The sequence below is a fragment of the Streptomyces sp. NPDC001507 genome, assembly GCF_042894765.1.
In the GTDB taxonomy this organism is placed as follows: domain Bacteria; phylum Actinomycetota; class Actinomycetes; order Streptomycetales; family Streptomycetaceae; genus Streptomyces.
Genome location: NZ_JBIAVV010000006.1, coordinates 297,378 through 313,537, shown reverse-complemented (window position 1 = coordinate 313,537; position 16,160 = coordinate 297,378). Strand labels below are relative to the sequence as shown.

Below are 16,160 nucleotides of genomic sequence, written 5' to 3'. Positions count from 1 at the left end.
CCACGGTTACGGTCGAACCATGACCGGAGTTGGTGGGTGCCGCGCCGGCGCGGGCGGTGGGACTGTCACGCGGTGATGGAGCCGCGGATGCACACCGTGGTGGCGCCGCTGACCCAGACGGTGCCGTCCGGATCGGCGGTGATCTCGATGCTGGCGGCCCGCCCCAGCCGGGTGCCCTGGGAGACCCGGTAGGTGGAGGGTGCGCCGCCGGTGGCGGTGAGCCACTGCCCGACACCGGCATTCATGCTGCCGCACGCCGGGTCCTCGGGAACGCCCGCCCCTGGGGCGAAGGTGCGCACCTCGAAGTGGTGAGAGGATCCCTCGGGGTGGGCCCCGATCGCGCCGACCATCGCGGTCGGGATGAGAGACAGGTCGGGCTCGAGGGCGAGGACGTCCTGGGCGGTGGCCAGCTGAACCACCGCCCAGCCAGGCCCGTTGTCCACCCACTGGTGGGCCAGCACCCGCTCCCGGCTGATGCCGAACGCGGCAACGATCTGGTCCAGATAGGTGTCGTCGAGCGCGCCTTCGCGCACCTTGGGCGGGGCGGCGAAGGACAGTGAGCCGTCCCCGCAGCGCACAGTGACCAGGCCCCCGGCGCACTCCTGCACGATCCGGTCGGCGTGCTGTGGCGAGCCGCCGCCCTCCAGCCAGGCCCGCGCGGAACCCAGGGTCGGATGCCCCGCGAACGGCAGCTCGCCCCCGGGCGTATAGATCCGCAGCCGGTAATCCGCCTCCGCGGCAGTGGGGGGCAGCACGAATGTGGTCTCGGACAGGTTCGTCCAGCGCGCCAGGCGCTGCATCTCCTCATCCGTCAGGTCCGTACCGTCCAGCACGACCGCGACCGGATTGCCGCCGTAGGGCTGTGCGGAGAACACATCGACCTGCATGAACGAACGGGTTCGCGGCATGGTCATCGAGAGCCTTTCACATGGTGCCAGCGGATTCGGTGTCCATCCGAGCTGGCGCCTGCGGGCCGGTACAGGGCCAGTCGCACTGCAGTGGACTGAATACTGGCCAGGGATGGGAAAGGGCGATCACTGTCCACCGGCCGACATCCCTGTACCCGACTGGTAGGCAGTGGCCTGCTCAGCATCTTCGGTACCAACCGGTAGGGACCTCCCCCTGAGTGGTGCTACTTAGCCTGCTCACCGTGTACAGCCAGCTGACCTGCGCCGACTGGGGCGGATGGCAGTGAGTCTGCTCGTGCTGCCGCCGTACGGGGTCGTGTGTATCGGATGTAGTGGCGGATGCTGTCGTATGTGACCAAGTAGTCGTGGTGGTCCATGAGTTCTGTCCAGATCTGCCTTCCGTTGAGCTTCCTGGCGATCAGGCCCTCGACCAGGTCGGCGAGTTCCGCTGTGATGGGGTCGGTCAGCTGATTCGTCTCTGCGGTGGTCAGGCGTGATCGGTGACTCGCAGAACCCTGGTCGTCCGCCCCAGGTCTTCACCCCGGCCGAGGCCAAGGCGTGGCTGCTCGGCGCGAAGGACACGGACTTCGACTTCCTGCTCGATCTGTGACCCCGTCCTAAAGCACGGCACGACAACGGGCCGGCCCCACGGCAGATGGGGCCGGCCCGAGCGTTCCTGCCCGCTGCCTGGCCCAGCCACACGGGGAATCTCGTCCGCAGTCCGTGGCCGCCGTCTCCGAGGCATCGCCACCTAATATGCCGTTCAACGGCGCAGCGCCCGGCCGCGGGTTGCTCTCCTCGTCGCGACGGACCCGCCCTGTCGACGCCGGCCGTCGCTGACTTCGTCATTTGGGTGGGTGGAAACGGACGAATCGTTCCCCTCGGTTTCCCAGGACGGTCGTGATGCTGCGGCGAGCCTTTCCCGCGTCGCGTCCGTGCCGCATCAACCCCTCATGAGATGGTAAGTAGGGGATTCGCCGACGGCAGACAAGAAATAGCGCCGAAAGACTGGAAAGCTAGGCCGGGGCCATGTCAACGTACAACGTCCCGCGAAACGCCAGGCCAGATGGTGCTACTCGTCGGCTGCGCTCAGGTTTCCGAAACTGCTCGGAATGACGCGTTGCGCGAGTTGTCCCGCTGGCGTGGCCCCTACTTGGGAGGCCCGTCTGTCTGACTCCGCTATCCGATCTGCCCGCTTCACCTCACCCGCACTCTTCGTCCTTGCCGGACTGAACGCCTGGATCGGCCAAACGACGGGTGCCTACCTTGCGGTATCCACTGGGCACTGCGTCTGCGTCTGCGTCTGCCCGGCCTATTCGGTGAGGATCTCCTGCAACGGGGGTACCGCGGTGACCATGCCGTCCTCGCCTATGTTGCGGGGCATCTCGGCGCCACAACACGGCAAGTGTCACAGGCCATCAAGATTCCCGAGCGCCGCGCTACGCGAAATCTCGACCGGCTCACGGACGACGGCCTGCTAATGGTCGCCTCGGACGGCACACCCCGAGCCTTGCGTTCAGATCAGCTTGCCTTTCCCGATGGCGAGCGCAAGCAGACGCCGGGTTCGTGATGCAGCGCGCAACATAGACCACGATCGCCGGTTAGCCAAACCGGCGATCGTCGCGAGCATTGAGCAGGTCCGCATTTGGCTGTACTTGGCGGTGGAGCCATAGCGGACACAGCAAAGGGCAGCGCTCCCCAAACCCACAGGGAGGAAGAGGAGGGACATCAGCTGCCGCAGCCCTGATGTCCGCGGCGCCCTTCGCTGAAGCGCAGCGGCTCTTCCACTCCTGTGCAGTTTCCACACCCTCAAGGAGAGTGAGTATTCTGTCCGATCCCATCAAGAAACTTCCGCCGAACTCGAAGGGGAAGGTTCGATACCGGTTTGTTGTCGACGTAGGAATCGACCCCGAAACTGGGAAGCGTAAGCAGTTGAGGCGCACCTTCGACTCGTTGAAGGAAGCTAGGGCTGAGTACGCGAACATAACTAATCGACGGCATGATGGGTCGCTTGTGCCGCCCAACAAGATCACCGTGAATGAGTGGCTCGACCGATGGCTGGCCATGAAAGCGGAGGACCTCGAAGAAACCACCATCTACAACTACGGGATTACCCTGGACCGAGTTCGAGGGAGGCTCGGCAATATCCGTCTCCAGGACCTTACTGAAGAGCACGTGGAAGAGTGGAGGGACTGGGCGCTGGCGCATGGCCGCGTGCGTGGTAATAGGGCCGGGACGCCACTCAGTGTCACGAGTGTGGATATGAGCCTTGCTCGGCTGAAGGAAGCGCTGGGGAGAGCCGTTACCCGGCGATTGGTGTACGTCAATGTCGCTGCGTACGTGACCATTCCTCGGAGAGCGCGCGAGGAAGAGCGGAAGACTAAAGAGGAGGTGCGGCCCTGGAATGTCCAGGAGGTTCAGAAATTCATACATGGAATTAGGGGTGATCGGCTCTATGCTGCGCTTCTTCTTTCGCTGATGGGGCTTCGTCCAGCTGAAGTCTGCGGCCTCCGGTGGGAAGACGTTGACTTGGAGAACGCCACGATCGTCATTGCCAACACGCGCACGATGATGGGCAACCGGTACGTGGTGGAGAAGGACACCAAGTCTCTTGCGGGTGAGCGGGATCTGCCGCTGCCAGCGCTGGTGCTGGGAGCCCTCAAGGCATTCCGGGCTCTTCAAGCCGAGGAGAGGCTCGCTCTGGGGGAGGCGTACACAGTGTCGGGCTACGTGCTGGCGCACGAGGCGGGCGACGCCTTCACGATCAAGCAACTTCGCCGACGCGCGTACCGGCTTATGGAGCTCCTCGGGCTCCGCCGCGTCAGGCTCTACGACGCACGCTCGTCGTGCTTCACCTTCCTGGCCAACAACGGTGTCCCGGACCACATCCTCGCGCGATGGGCCGGACACACGAACGTAAAGACGACCAAACGGTGGTACGTCAAGCCGGATGTAGAGGATCTTCGCGGAGCCGCCACCACTTGGGATGGCCTGCACGGGGGTGCGGCGGAGGGGCAGCAGTGAGCCACGCGGACTATCAGCCGAGCGACTTGCGAGCAGTATGGCCAGCAGGATTGGGGCGACGTGGATTCGAGGTCCGCTTGCTGGTTTTGGACCGGTGGCTGTCACTGAGAGCATGCGGCTACGGCCAAGCCGTCTACTAAGTGTTCACCGTGTGCTGTTCAAGCTGCTGTTGGGCGGGATTCCGGAAGGTTTCCAGGTGAGTCACACCGAGCCTCGTCCGTGCCACCACACTTGATGCTGCAACGCGAACTGCCTGAAGGCCGTGATCAAAGGGGAAAGCGTTGCTCGTAGTGACTGAAGGAGGGCACGCCCCCGGAGGGCCCACTGTCGACACGGCCACGAGTGCATGGCGGATAACCTGTGCCTGGGCTCTCGTCGGCAGGTCTGGCGGTGCCGGAGCGTGGCAAGGTCCGCGAGGTTCACCCCGGCGATGTGACATCTCGTGACAGATGAGAGGGTCAGGCGGGTGAGTGAGACACCGATGAACACCCTGCAATACCGCTTTGACGGGCCAGAAGACGCTCCGGTCCTGATCCTGGGTCCCTCACTGGGTACCACCTGGCACAGGTCGTAACGATCGTCCATGGGTGTCCAGCCGCTCCGGGGCGCGCATAAAATTGCAGGTCAGATCCCTATGGTTCGCGGGTGTCCGCTCAGTTCGTGACAGCGGCGTGAGAGAGGGCGAAGCAGTGAAGCCCTTCCGGGAACCATCCCCCGACGGGGCTTCTGCTCGGAGCCATGAGACGAAGCCCCGCCGGAGCGCTCCGGCGGCGCTTCGCTGTGATCTCGACTGTGCTTGCGCGCATGACCGCGTTCGGCTCCGCACACAGTGCGCGCTCCTGCGATGCTCGCGGGACGCTGGATTTGCGATTGCGCCCATCTGGGAGGGGAGCCGTAAGACGACGCAGCCGCGCCGGGAAGCCGACGGGGCTGTTCCAGCCGCTGGGTCTCACCGGATCACTTCAGTCGGGCACCGGGAAAAGGCGCTGGAGTACGGCAAGGGAATCTGGATGCGTTGCAGCTGCCGACTCATGCAAGCGGTTCGACGGGATTGCCTCCTGGTTCAGACAGGGTGGCGAGATCATCTACCGCCGGCGCCGGTGCGTCATGCTCGGGCGCTGCTGATACGGGCTCGCCGCAGTGGGGCTCCTGCTTGGTGGAGACTGGCGAGTGCTTGCCGGTAGGAGGCGATCAGTCCGGTTTCCAGATAGTCGACTCCCAGGTCCTGGCAGTAGCGGCGGACGATGGGTCGGGCCCTGCGCAGGTGCGGGCTGGGCATGCTGGGGAACAGGTGGTGTTCGATCTGGTGGTTCAGGCCGCCCAGGGCTAGGTCGTTGAACCAGCTGCCGCGTACGTTGCGTGCGGTGAGGACCTGCCGGCGCAGGAAGTCGGGGCGGTCGTTGCCGGTCAGGGTCGGCATGCCCTTGTGGTTGGGGGCGAACAGGCAGCCGAGGTAGAGGCCGAACAGGCCCTGGTTGACGGCCAGGAACGCGCTCGCCATGCCGGGTGGGAGGACGAGGAACACTGCGGTCAGGTAGGCGGCGGTGTGCCCGTAGAGCAGCGCGCCGTCCAGGGCGCGGTTCTTCAGGGTGCGGTTGCCCAGTGCTCGCGCGCTGGAGACATGAAGGTTGACCCCTTCGAGCAGGAGCAGGGGAAAGAAGAAGAGGAACGCCTGCCGGCGGCCGAGGAGCCTCGGCAGTCCGGTCGCGGCGCGGGCCTGGTCCTGGGACCACACCAGCAGGTCCGGGGCGATGTCGGGGTCGAGGCCCTCGTGGTTGGGGTTGGCGTGGTGGCGGGTGTGTTTGTCCTGCCACCATCCGTAGCCCATCCCGATCGCGGCCCCGGCGATGCGGCCGGCCGTTTCGCTGGGCCGGCGCCGGCGGAAGACCTGGCGGTGCGCGACGTCGTGGGCGAGCAGAGCCACCTGCCCGAACATCACGGCGAGGAACGCGGCGACCGCTAGAGTCCACCAGCCGGCGCCGATGACGACGAACGCGCACCAGCCCCCGGCGTAGGCGACGGCCACGACGACGGAGCGGACGGTGTAGTAGCCGGGTCGCCTGTTCATCAGGCCGGCCTCGGCGATCTTCCTGGACAGGCGGGCGAAATCACTGCCGCCTGCGGGGGGAGGCGGGCGACGGGGCGGGGTGTGCGTGGTCATGCTGTCGGTGTGTCCTTCCCGGCTGACGGGCCGCATCCGGTCGGGCGGTGCACGCCGGATGCGATGCGGCAGCCGGGTACCCACATCCCTGCCTTCGGACCGGCACCCGATGCTCGTCGGTCGGAGCTCCGGATGTCGCGGGCTTTGACGTAAGGCCCCCACGGAGGGTGGCTGCTGTCGATGAACCTGCCGCGCTGGCAATCGGGGCGAAGCGGCATGACAGGGGTATAAGACACTAGCCTCGGGCCATGGTGACGCGCACCCGGCTGTATCACGACGGCACTCTGGTCCTGGAGGGCTTTCCCGTCAGTGACGTCCCTGCGCATCTCGCTGATCCGGCGTCGGTCCTGTGGCTGGACCTGCACCGGCCCGGAGCCAATGAACTCACCATGCTGGGTCAGGAGTTCGGCATCCACGAACTGGCTCTGGAGGATGCCGCCCAGCGTGGACAGCGGCCGAAACTCGACCGCTATCGCACCCACGAGTTCCTCAGCGCCTACGCCGTGACCGTCAGCCCGGACGGTGCGGAACTGACGTACAGCGAGATCGCCGTATTCCTCACCAGTCAGGCCATGATCACCGTCCGCAAGGACGACGGCCTCGACATCGAGGACGTCGTCGCCCGCTGGGACGAGAGCTCGGACCTGGCCGGCCACGGCGTCGGATTCCTGCTGCACGGTCTGCTCGACCATCTCGTGGACGGACACTTCGCCGCGGTCCAGCAACTGGACGACAGCATCGAGGAGCTGGAGGGCCTGCTCTTCGCGGCCGGGCGCCGTGAGGTCGAAGCCGTGCAGCGCCGGGTCTTCGCACTGCGTAAGTCGCTCGTCCGGCTGCGCCGCGTCGTACTTCCGATGCGCGAGGTGGTCAACGGGCTCATGCGCCCCGGCCTGCACCTGATCAGCGACCCTCTCGTCCCGTACTACCAGGACGTCTACGACCACGTGCTGCGTGCCACCGAGTGGACGGAATCGCTGCGGGACCTGGTGGCCTCGGTCATGGAGACGAACCTCTCGGTCCAGGCCAATCGCATGAACCTGATCATGAAGAAGGTGACGAGCTGGGCCGCGATCATCGCCGTACCCACCGCGATCACCGGCTACTACGGCCAGAACCTCCCCTATCCCGGTTTCGGCCGCGAGTCGGGATTCATCACCTCCGCCGCAGTCATCGTGCTCCTGTCCGCATTGCTGTATCGGACGTTCAAGCGCAAGGACTGGCTCTGACCGGCATCGGCACCGGCGACCAGGTCCTGAAGGTAGGAAACTGCCTGGTCATCCCGGGCTTTTCGGGCCGGTGAGCGGAGTAGTGTGAAGACACCGAGAGTTTTTCGCGCACCGGCTCCGACGCGGGTGCCGTTCCCGGTGATCGACAGCGCCGGGCCGCACCCACGAGCCCGGGGACAGGTCCGCGCCATGGCTGTGACCATTGACCGTACGACATCGATCAGATGTGCGCCGCCGCAGCCGGCCCGGCTGTCCCTGACGCCCGCGCCGGGCGGGCTGGACGGTATGTGGTGGCCTCGCTCCCGTGCCTTCACCCGTGAGCTGCCGTCGTTGACGGCCGCATTGGGCGATCTCTGGGGTCGTATAACGGGTGTCACCGTGCACCCGGCCTACTGGCCCGTCCTGCCGCACTGGGTGTCCTACGCCGGGCGCACCGTGCAGGTGGGCTGGTCCACCGAGGAGCAGGATCCCCACAGGCTCACTCTTTTCTCCGCTGACGGCCGCTGGGACGTGCTGGTGATTCCGCCGGAAACCGGTGCGGATGCCGCCGCGCAGCTGATGGTCGGCGACGGCGTCGATGCCTCGGCCCGGGAGCAAGCAGCAGACGGGATCGATGCACGAGACAGGGAAGAAGCCTGGGAGGCCGACGGCGGAGCAGGTCTACCGTCGTCCCTGCCCCCCCCGGCCCATCGGCTCGGCAGGGCCTTCGCCCGCCGGTCGGCGGAGGTGAGATCCCATGCTCGTCATCGCCGTGGCCGTGCTGCTCGTCCTGATCGCCGTCGGAGTCGTTCTGATCCACCAGCTCAACGGTCAGCACGATGAACGGATTGCTGCCTTCCACTACAGCGATGTCCTGCCGGGGATCGGGCGTCGGCCCCGGAGGCGCCGTCGGTCGACGGTGGACGCGAGCGTTCCGATGCGCCCCACCGCGACGGCGGCCGCGGATGACATCGACTTCGGCCCGACGGACGGTAGAGGAAGGCGCGTCATGGCGATATTGCGAGACCGGAAGACGTACCGCGAGAGGATCATGCAGGCTCTGTACCAAGCCGCCGAAGGCAATCGCCTCCTGGGCGTCGATGGGGCGAAGCTCCGCACCGACCTCGGCATTCCTGAGCAGGACATGGCCGCTGCCTGCACGTACCTGGCGGGTGAAGGCTGGGCCGTCGTGGACTGGGGGAGGGGCAACACGCCCGCGATGATCACGCTGACGCACCAGGGGATCCGGCAGATGGAGACGGAAGAGGAAGGGCATGGCTGAGCCGCTGCGTCGGCTCATCGGACCGATGCGAACCTTCGCAAAGATGGTCCATGTCGGATTAATCCCTTTGGCGTAACATGAATAGCGGGTCGGCGCACGCTCACGTGCAATGACCCGGAAGGGCGGCTCCGGCGGGTATACGCCGGAGCCGTTGCCTGTTTCCGTAACCGCGCCCTGCGGCGAAGCGCTCGCGCGAGCGTCGTACGGAGTACGGTGAGCGAGCAGGGTCGTATCGCGGTCGCATGCCTTGCGGTCGCATTGACCTTCGCGGACGGGCGGACATCATGGCCGACTCAGACACCCCCGACCACCTCCCCCGGCTCCTGCCGGACGCCGTTCACCGGTCGGTGAGACCGGGGACTGCCCTGCTGCGGTTGGAGACGACACACGCACGCGAGGGAATCCTGGACGGTGCCTGGTGGCCGCGGTCCCGGGACATCGGTGCCGAGCTCCCCTCGCTGATCTCCGCGTTGACCGAGCATCTCGGGCTCATCACCCGGGTCGGTCTGGACGGGAGCGCCTGGGACGGACTGCCTACCCGGGTGATGGTCGACGGCCGAGCCGTCCACATCGATTCCTTCCCGGTCGGTGACGACACCGTCCTCATCAGCCGGGGCGAGCGGGACCATTTCTCCCTGATGCTGGTCCCTCCGGACACGTCGCCCGACGCGGCACGCGCCGCGATGGCCAGGGCCGTACGGGCCGACAACGTCACCGAGGCCAGGCAGATCCTCATCGAAACGGCCAGCGACACGCCACCTACGCCGGCCTGACACGTCCGTCGCAGATCGACTCCCCACCCGGCCCGGACGCTAGATGCGGGCGAACTCCTCCGTCTGCTGGGCGAATTCCCGGGCCATGGCAGCGCTGACCGTGGGCTTGGTGTCGCGGATCGTGTCCAGGTAGTCGTCGGTGGTGGGGGTGGTCCGGGTTCCGGTGTCGAAGGTGCGCTCGAACTGGGCCTGGGAGACGGTACGCGCCGCGTGGGCGATGTCGGCGGGGGTGAACCCCTCGCTGGCGGACGCGAGTACCGCGCTGTCGGCCCGCGCGCCCGCTCGGGCCAGGTAGCTCTCCCACAGCGCGGTCCTGGCGGTGTGGTCGGGAGGGCCGATCGGCAGCACGTAGTCGAAACGGCCGTGCCGCAGGAACGCGGAGTCGAGCGTGGTCACGTTGTTCGTGGCGCAGACGAGCAGCCGTCCGTCCTGGCTGCGGAACCGGACGATCGCCTTGAGCAGTTCGTTGACGACGCCGACAGCGGTCGCGTCCGCGCCGCCGCGTTCGCCGGCGACCTCCTCGACCTCGTCGATGAAGACGAGGACGTGGTCGAGCCGGGCGATCTCGTCGAAGCGCCGGTTCAGCCCGGTCGCCAGGCCGTACTCGGCGGCCAGACGGGCGGGGAACAGTTCGAGGAAGGGCCATCCCAGGCGGCTGGCGATCGCGTGCGCGAACGTGCTCTTGCCGGTCCCGGGCGGGCCGAACAGCATCACCGCCCGTGGCGGTTCCACTCCGTGCTGGGCGGCCAGTTCGGGATGGGCCAGCGGCAGGACCAGGCGCCGCTCGATGAGCTGCTTCTCCCGTTGCATGCCCGCGACCTTCTGCCAGAGCCCCCCTGGCGGCAGCTCCGCTCCGAGCGAGGACAGCGTGCCGGCCGATTGCGGGGTCACCGGTCCGCGTTTCTCGAAGAAGACCAGCCCGGGGCGGGCGCCGAAGTCGCAGTTGCGCAGGGCGGTGGCACCGGTCTCGCCCTCGGGCAGGGCGGCGTGCACCGCGCGGACGCCGGCGGCGAAGACGCGTTGCTCAAGGGCGGTGATCAGGGCACTGCCCAGCCCGCGCTGCCGCCAGGTGGGCGCCATGCAGATGCGCAGGATCCATGCCCGTTCGCCCTCCACCCTGCTCACCGCGGCGCCGATCAGCACGTCGTCGGCCGTGGCCACCACGGCCGGGTGGCGGGTCTGGAGGGCCGTCACGGCGTCCGAGAGCGGGAAGAGCGGCGGCTCCTCGGTCGTGCCGCTCTGCATGTCGACACGGATCACCGCTTCGAGATCGTCTTGGGTGTAGTCCCTGACCCGCCAACCCGTCATGATCAGCTCCGCGTGTTCGGCCGTACCCCCATCATCAGCCGCTGCCCGGAGGGCGCGCGCGACAGGCGACGGTCACGGATCCTCCCTGGTGCATCGCTCGGGCCGTAGTCGGCTTCACGCCGCGGTGCCGGGCGCGCTGCCTGCCGGGCTGAGGGACGTGTGGGTGCGGCCGGTGCCGTCCGGTGGCGCTGCCGCGGCGGGTGCGGCGGCAGCGGTTTCCCGGGCGAGGAAGGAGCCGAGCTCGCCGATCGTGCTCATGAGGGGGGCCGGGAAGACGACGGTGGTGTTCTGGTCGACTCCGATCTCCACCAGGCTCTGCAGATTGCGCAGTTGAAGCGCCAGGGGGTGGGCCATCATGGTGTCCGAGGCGTCGCCGAGCGCGGCTGCGGCCAGGGACTCGCCCTCCGCGTTGATGATCTTCGCTCGCTTCTCCCGCTCGGCCTCGGCCTGGCGGGCCATGGCGCGCTTCATGGTGTCGGGCAGCTGGATGTCCTTGAGCTCGACCAGCGTGACCTGCACACCCCAGTCGACGGTGGTGACGTCGAGGATCTGGCGGATGTCCAGGTTGATACGGTCCGTCTCCGACAGTGTCTCGTCGAGCGTGTGCCGGCCGACGACCTTCCGCAGGGTGGCCTGGGCGATCTGGTTGATCGCCGCGTTGACGTTCTCCACGGCGACGACCGACTTCACGGCGTCGACGACCCGGAAGTAGGCGACCGCCGACACGTCCACGCTCACGTTGTCCCGGGTGATGATGCCCTGGGACTGGATCGGCATGGTGACGACCCGCAGCGACACCCGGTGCAGGGTGTCGACGAACGGGATGATGAACCGCAGTCCCGGGGAGCGTGTTCCGACGAGTCGGCCGAAGCGGAACAGCACTCCCTTCTCGTACTGCTTGACGACCTTCACGGACAGGGCGAGGGCCAGGACGGCCAGGAGGCCGATCACGACGATGAGAACGATCAGGGCTTGCATGTGCTGCTCCTCGGGACGAGGACCACGGGGGCGGGGATCCGCCGGTCGAGACCCCTGCATGTGCCTGCGCCGGTTCGCGAGGCAGGGCCGAAACCCGGGAAGGCACGGGTCGGGGCGGCCGTCTCACATGCCGATGGCCAGGCGACTGGCGCGATCCGTCCCTGCCGGAACGGCCGCTGAGGCGGGGCCGTCCTCCCCGTACTTCCCTGCCTCGTCGGGTTCGAGTGGCCGGTCGGCGGCGGAGACGGCTTGCCGGGTCTCGTCCGCGGCCATGAGAGCGCTTGCGGTCAGCGGTGGGCCGTCGTAGTCGGACGCGGCCGCCATCAGGCGGGCCGCCGACTTCGTCTCGGTCTCGGGTGGGATGACCAGCAGGTCCCAGCGGCCGGTGCCGTAGGAGAGCAGCAGCAGCTTGTGCGGGTCGATCTCCGGGGTGAACCATCCGGCCTTGACGACATGACCGCCCACGGGGATCTCGTGCGGGATGACCGGCCAGTACGTCGGGTTGACGGCGATGCGGGTGATGCGGCCCCACAGAGGGTCCAGCACATCGGTCAGCGCGGGCAGCTCGCTCAGCAGGTCCCGGGAGCGGGGCCACCAGGCACCGTCCAGGAGGCCGCGCGACGGGCCGTCGGTCTTCAGCGCGAGACGCGCGGCCGGGGCTGCGACGGGCTCGTGGTGTGGCAGGAGTTGGTGCAAGGTCGCCGACATGATGCGGACCCGTCTCCGGGCCGCCTTGGCGGCGCCCCGGGTTTCGTCTCTCGCCGAGAACGACCCGGAGTGGAAGCCGGTGTGCGAAATGTCCTCGGTGCTGTCCACGGTACTCCGCACACGCCGGGGCGGTTGTGGAGGCGCCGCCGGATCCGTGAAGCGGCTGTCGATACCGGCGGGCAGTGGGCTGAGGGCGCCGGGGCACGTCGTACGCCGGCTACCGGACCGGTCTCACGCCCGACGGCTCGCATGCCCTGGCCGGCACTCCTTGGCTGTATTGCGCGGGAGGTTTTCCTCGTGTTTTGTTCAACCCGTCGCTCCGCATCGGTCCGCCGGGCGCGGGCGGGGAGTATCCTGGTGATTACCGAGAGCATCTCGTACACCGGCTTCCACGCCGGGTCGTTCTCGGCGATTCATCACAACCGGGCCGGCCGTGACCGGCCCGGGGTTGGGTCCCCGCCATGACCGCGACCATTCCGTTCACACCCGCAGTCGGAGGCCGGGCTCCTTCTTCGTCACCGCTCCGACTCACGCTGGCGCCGGCCGGCGCCCCTCCGGCCCTCATCGACGGTGCCTGGTGGCCCCGTTCGCGCAACCTGACGGAGCAGCTCCCGGCGCTCGTCGAATGTCTCGACCGGCTGTGGGGGCGGATCACCCGGGTAGCGGTGAGCCGCACGTTCTGGCCGGTCATTCCGGGGGAAGTGCCCGCGCACGGCCACATGGTGCGCGTCGGCTGGTCCAACGCTGGGCAGGATCCGCACAAGCTGTTGCTGCTGTCCTACACCTTCGGCCGCTGGGACCTGCTGGTGATCCCACCGGAGACAGCCCCGGCCACCGCGGCCCGGCTCATGGCCGCGGCCACCGACCCGTCACGGAGCCTCACGGCGACCGGCCTGATCCATGAGGCCGAACGTTTCCGGGCCGCGGCAGAGGCAGCGGCCGACTCGGACTCACTCGGGGAGGCGGTCTGGGACTCCGAAGGCGGACACGACGCCCCCCACCCCGCCTCACGCACTCCTGACGGACCGGTCACCGGTCACGGGCCCCCCACCACGGCAGCAGGAGCATGGGAGATATGGGCACCTTCGTGACGGTGAGCGTGCTGCTCGCGATGATCGTCTTCGGTGTGATCGTGATTCAGCTGTTCACCGCGAGCCACGATGATCGCATGGAGACCCTGACCTCCGGCCGTACCCGGCGGTGGCGGTTCTCGCCATGGCACCGCACGGGGAAGTGAACCCGCTCCAAGGAGGATCGCGGAGCCGCCCCCGCCGGTAGGACTTTCGCAAAGAGCGGCGGGAGAGGAACGTAGTGTGCCGTCGGCCATGTCCATGGTGGTGCGCTGCCGGCTCACTCCAGGAGGGCGAGGTCGTCGGTGGCGCTCCCGCGCCATTCGATCAGCAGGAGCGTCGCATCGTCCGTGGTGATCCCGCCCCGCGCCCGTTGCAGCGCGTGGGAGAGGGAGCGCGCCACCGTCCGGATCTGTTGGGCCGTGGGCTCAAGGCGGTTCACCCACCCGATGAGCTGCTCCTCACCGAATTCCTCACCGCCGACATCGCGCTCCTCTGTCAGTCCGTCGGTGAAGCACAGGATCCGGTCGCCGGGGGTGAGAGCCACTTCACTGATCCGGGGCTCGTGACCGCCGAAACCGACGGGCAGCGTCGTCGGGCCCTCCAGCCGTCGTACGACACGGTGTCCACGGATCAGCACAGGAGCGGGATGTCCGGCGTTGACCCACTGAAGCCTGCCCGTGGCCGTGTTGAGCCGCATCATCTGAGCGGTCACGAAGTGGTCGGGGCCGAACTGCTCGGCGACGGCCCGGTCCATGAACGTATAGATCTCCGACAGGCCGACGCTGATGCGCCGGGCATGCCGGTAGGCTCCGATGACCACCGTGGCCATCGTGGCGGCGTCCAGTCCGTGGCCCATCGCGTCGACCATGGCCACATGCAGGACATCGCCGTTGAGGGCGTAATCGAAGCTGTCGCCGGCCACGTCGTAGGCGGGTTCCAGCATCCCGGCCAGCTCGACCCGGGGCGTGGACATCGCCAGCGGTGGCAGCAGCGACCACTGGATCTCCGCCGCCACACTCATCGGTTCTCTGCGGCGCAGCCGGAAGAACAGATCGGTGTAACCGTGCTTGGTCACCAGCATGTCGGCCACGAGTGAGGCGAGCCTGCGCAGCAGCCGTCGCTCGTCGTCCTGGAGACGGTCCAGGGTGACGGCCATGACGCCCACCTGGTCGCCACCGTCCAGTAGGGGCAGATAGACCCGCACACCGTCGGCCTGCGAAACCTCGACGGGACGAGCTTCCCGGAAGGCGCGTCCGGCGTCGGAGCCGTCGATCGGCTGCGGTTCCCCGGCCGCCAGCCCGTCACCCGGCAGGGGGACGAGCCGCACCTGGCCGTAGTCCTGCAGGAAGATAGAGGTCTCGCGGCCGTCGAGCCTGCCGATCTGCCGTGCGACGAGCGGACCGAGCTGGTACGGCGGCAACTCGTGCCCCTGGTCCAGCAGGACTCCCAGAAACTCCTCCCCGAAGCACTCCGACCGGGTGGAGCCTTCCGTGGGTCCTTGCCGCTCACCGCCCGTCATCGCCGTGGCCCCGGGGGACGTTCTGGCGGATCCTCACGAAGGTGCTGTGCATACGAACTCCCGACGGAGACTCACGGGCCGACGCGTGGGGAACTTCCGCCCGGACCGTGGGGGCCGTTCCACCGACTCCCCGACGAGTCGGCCGTGCGCTCGTGCGGCGAGGACCGGCACAACGGCCACCGGGCGCCCCGCGCTCCGAACCGCGGCGGCTGTCCGGCACCGGCGGCGGCCTCAGGCGGATCGACCTCTCCGCCGTTGTCGTCCGCCGCCGCGAACGTCTTGGTGGGGTCCGCGACGTCTGCCGGCCTGCCCGCAGCCTGGATCACTGTCCTGCAGGGCGACGATTCCGACTACCAGTAGTGGCGTCGGCCGGCGACGGCGTGTCCCATCGCGCCGAGGATCCACAGGATGGCTCCGACGACCAGCAGGATGATCCCGATGGTCCACAGGATGGACAGGCCGGTGAGGAAGCCGACGACGAGCAGTATGACGCCCAGGATGATCATGATCTCTCCTTCGGGGAGTGGTGTCGGCGCGCCCGCGAACCGCGGTGGGCCGCAAGGGTGTCGGCGGGAACGGCCGATCTCCTCCTTACTCCACACGGTGTGGTCCGTGGCGGCTGACCTGTAGGCGGACCTCGGTGGGCATGTCGGTGAGGCCGGTGGACCGACGCGCGGTGCCGATCGGGCCTTCGCACAGGGCACCGAGAGTGGCGCCGGGCGTGCCCTCGGGGGTGAGGGTGAGGTCAATGCGGGTGCGGTGGCGGGCCGGTCGGCCGGTGATGACTACGGCCGCATGGCCTACCCCTGGCAGGGCACCGGCTTCGTTCGCGATCGCTTCGCTGAGTGCGCGGTCGCGCAGTTCGACGCCTTCCTGTGGGGGTGTGCCGCCGACGGGCAGTGAGCCGGGGCGGTGTCGGCTCAGCTGGGCGAGCAGCCACCACAGGGCGAGCAGGGCGGTGAGGACGAGGGCGGCGATGACCGCGGGCCACCACCACCAGCCCTGGCTGCTCCAGCGTGCCCGGTCGGCGGAGCCGAGCAGGACGTCGGCCGGGGTGGTCAGGGGCCAGCCGGCGGGTGGGGCCAGATTGTGCCGCCGGTAGAGGTCGAGCCCGGCGAAGAGGATGAGCAGTCCGCCGCCGAGGAGGACCAGTCCGGCGAGGGCCAGCAGAGTGCGGTTGAGGGCGGATCGCGGCGTCATGGCGGGCTCCGGTGCTGCGGG

At 68.0% G+C, this 16,160-nt stretch carries 17 protein-coding genes and 1 pseudogene; 10 read left to right on the top strand and 8 right to left on the bottom strand.

Going from position 1 to position 16,160, the window contains the following annotated elements; genetic code table 11:
• Positions 1-65 precede the first annotated feature (65 nt).
• Entirely contained in the window at positions 66-887 is an 822-nt protein-coding gene (locus ACFY0K_RS21495; RefSeq protein WP_390641148.1) for a PhzF family phenazine biosynthesis protein, read from the bottom strand.
• Positions 888-1,401: 514 nt separating this feature from the next.
• Between ACFY0K_RS21495 and ACFY0K_RS21490 the strand changes: the two genes are divergently transcribed.
• The 4 genes and pseudogenes from ACFY0K_RS21490 to ACFY0K_RS21475 form a co-directional block, all read left to right on the top strand.
• The gene (locus ACFY0K_RS21490; protein ID WP_390641147.1) at positions 1,402-1,518 is read left to right on the top strand and encodes a DUF397 domain-containing protein; all 117 of its coding nucleotides are present in this window, start codon (positions 1,402-1,404) and stop codon (positions 1,516-1,518) included.
• Between the two features lie 795 nt (positions 1,519-2,313).
• Positions 2,314-2,478: a hypothetical protein gene (locus ACFY0K_RS21485; RefSeq protein ID WP_390641146.1), complete on the top strand. Its 165-nt coding sequence runs from the start codon at positions 2,314-2,316 to the stop codon at positions 2,476-2,478.
• 248 nt (positions 2,479-2,726) lie between these two features.
• Positions 2,727-3,932, top strand: coding sequence for a tyrosine-type recombinase/integrase (locus ACFY0K_RS21480; RefSeq protein ID WP_390641145.1), 1,206 nt, complete (start codon positions 2,727-2,729; stop codon positions 3,930-3,932).
• Between the two features lie 466 nt (positions 3,933-4,398).
• Positions 4,399-4,497 (top strand): annotated as a pseudogene (locus ACFY0K_RS21475) (3-oxoadipate enol-lactone hydrolase); the annotation flags it as partial.
• Positions 4,498-5,037: 540 nt separating this feature from the next.
• Here the strand turns inward: ACFY0K_RS21475 and ACFY0K_RS21470 are convergent.
• Positions 5,038-6,093 (bottom strand): fatty acid desaturase family protein, encoded by a 1,056-nt coding sequence (locus ACFY0K_RS21470; protein ID WP_390641144.1) that lies wholly within the window; start codon positions 6,091-6,093, stop codon positions 5,038-5,040.
• 248 nt (positions 6,094-6,341) lie between these two features.
• On the opposite strand from ACFY0K_RS21470, the gene ACFY0K_RS21465 reads away from it, so the two are divergent.
• The 4 genes from ACFY0K_RS21465 (at position 6,342) to ACFY0K_RS21450 (ending at position 9,353) form a co-directional block, all read left to right on the top strand.
• A complete protein-coding gene (locus tag ACFY0K_RS21465) occupies positions 6,342-7,319 on the top strand; it encodes a magnesium transporter CorA family protein (RefSeq protein WP_390641143.1) in 978 nt (325 codons plus the stop codon).
• Positions 7,320-7,508: 189 nt separating this feature from the next.
• Entirely contained in the window at positions 7,509-8,141 is a 633-nt protein-coding gene (locus ACFY0K_RS21460; RefSeq protein ID WP_390641142.1) for a DUF5994 family protein, read from the top strand.
• A gap of 166 nt (positions 8,142-8,307) precedes the next feature.
• Positions 8,308-8,580, top strand: coding sequence for a hypothetical protein (locus tag ACFY0K_RS21455; RefSeq protein ID WP_390641382.1), 273 nt, complete (start codon positions 8,308-8,310; stop codon positions 8,578-8,580).
• A 284-nt stretch (positions 8,581-8,864) separates the two neighbouring features.
• Positions 8,865-9,353 (top strand): DUF5994 family protein, encoded by a 489-nt coding sequence (locus tag ACFY0K_RS21450; protein ID WP_356157348.1) that lies wholly within the window; start codon positions 8,865-8,867, stop codon positions 9,351-9,353.
• A gap of 39 nt (positions 9,354-9,392) precedes the next feature.
• On the opposite strand, the gene ACFY0K_RS21445 is transcribed toward ACFY0K_RS21450, so the two are convergent.
• From ACFY0K_RS21445 to ACFY0K_RS21435, 3 genes are all read right to left on the bottom strand, one after another.
• Positions 9,393-10,661: an ATP-binding protein gene (locus tag ACFY0K_RS21445; RefSeq protein ID WP_390641141.1), complete on the bottom strand. Its 1,269-nt coding sequence runs from the start codon at positions 10,659-10,661 to the stop codon at positions 9,393-9,395.
• Between the two features lie 114 nt (positions 10,662-10,775).
• Positions 10,776-11,639, bottom strand: coding sequence for a slipin family protein (locus ACFY0K_RS21440; protein ID WP_390641140.1), 864 nt, complete (start codon positions 11,637-11,639; stop codon positions 10,776-10,778).
• A 123-nt stretch (positions 11,640-11,762) separates the two neighbouring features.
• A complete protein-coding gene (locus ACFY0K_RS21435; RefSeq protein WP_390641139.1) occupies positions 11,763-12,455 on the bottom strand; it encodes a DUF5994 family protein in 693 nt (230 codons plus the stop codon).
• Positions 12,456-12,808: 353 nt separating this feature from the next.
• On the opposite strand from ACFY0K_RS21435, the gene ACFY0K_RS21430 reads away from it, so the two are divergent.
• Together ACFY0K_RS21430 and ACFY0K_RS21425 are read left to right on the top strand one after the other, a co-directional pair.
• The gene (locus ACFY0K_RS21430; RefSeq protein WP_352089196.1) at positions 12,809-13,438 is read left to right on the top strand and encodes a DUF5994 family protein; all 630 of its coding nucleotides are present in this window, start codon (positions 12,809-12,811) and stop codon (positions 13,436-13,438) included.
• Positions 13,423-13,584, top strand: coding sequence for a hypothetical protein (locus tag ACFY0K_RS21425; RefSeq protein ID WP_350834311.1), 162 nt, complete (start codon positions 13,423-13,425; stop codon positions 13,582-13,584). Before ACFY0K_RS21430 ends, ACFY0K_RS21425 begins: the two co-directional genes overlap by 16 nt.
• 113 nt (positions 13,585-13,697) lie before the next feature.
• On the opposite strand, the gene ACFY0K_RS21420 is transcribed toward ACFY0K_RS21425, so the two are convergent.
• The 3 genes from ACFY0K_RS21420 to ACFY0K_RS21410 all read right to left on the bottom strand — a co-directional run bounded on the left by ACFY0K_RS21420 (position 13,698) and on the right by ACFY0K_RS21410 (position 16,139).
• Positions 13,698-14,939: a PP2C family protein-serine/threonine phosphatase gene (locus ACFY0K_RS21420; RefSeq protein WP_390641138.1), complete on the bottom strand. Its 1,242-nt coding sequence runs from the start codon at positions 14,937-14,939 to the stop codon at positions 13,698-13,700.
• Between the two features lie 350 nt (positions 14,940-15,289).
• A complete protein-coding gene (locus tag ACFY0K_RS21415) occupies positions 15,290-15,445 on the bottom strand; it encodes a DUF6131 family protein (protein WP_099054839.1) in 156 nt (51 codons plus the stop codon).
• A gap of 85 nt (positions 15,446-15,530) precedes the next feature.
• Entirely contained in the window at positions 15,531-16,139 is a 609-nt protein-coding gene (locus tag ACFY0K_RS21410) for an alkaline shock response membrane anchor protein AmaP (RefSeq protein ID WP_390641137.1), read from the bottom strand.
• Between the last annotated feature and the right edge of the window lie 21 nt (positions 16,140-16,160).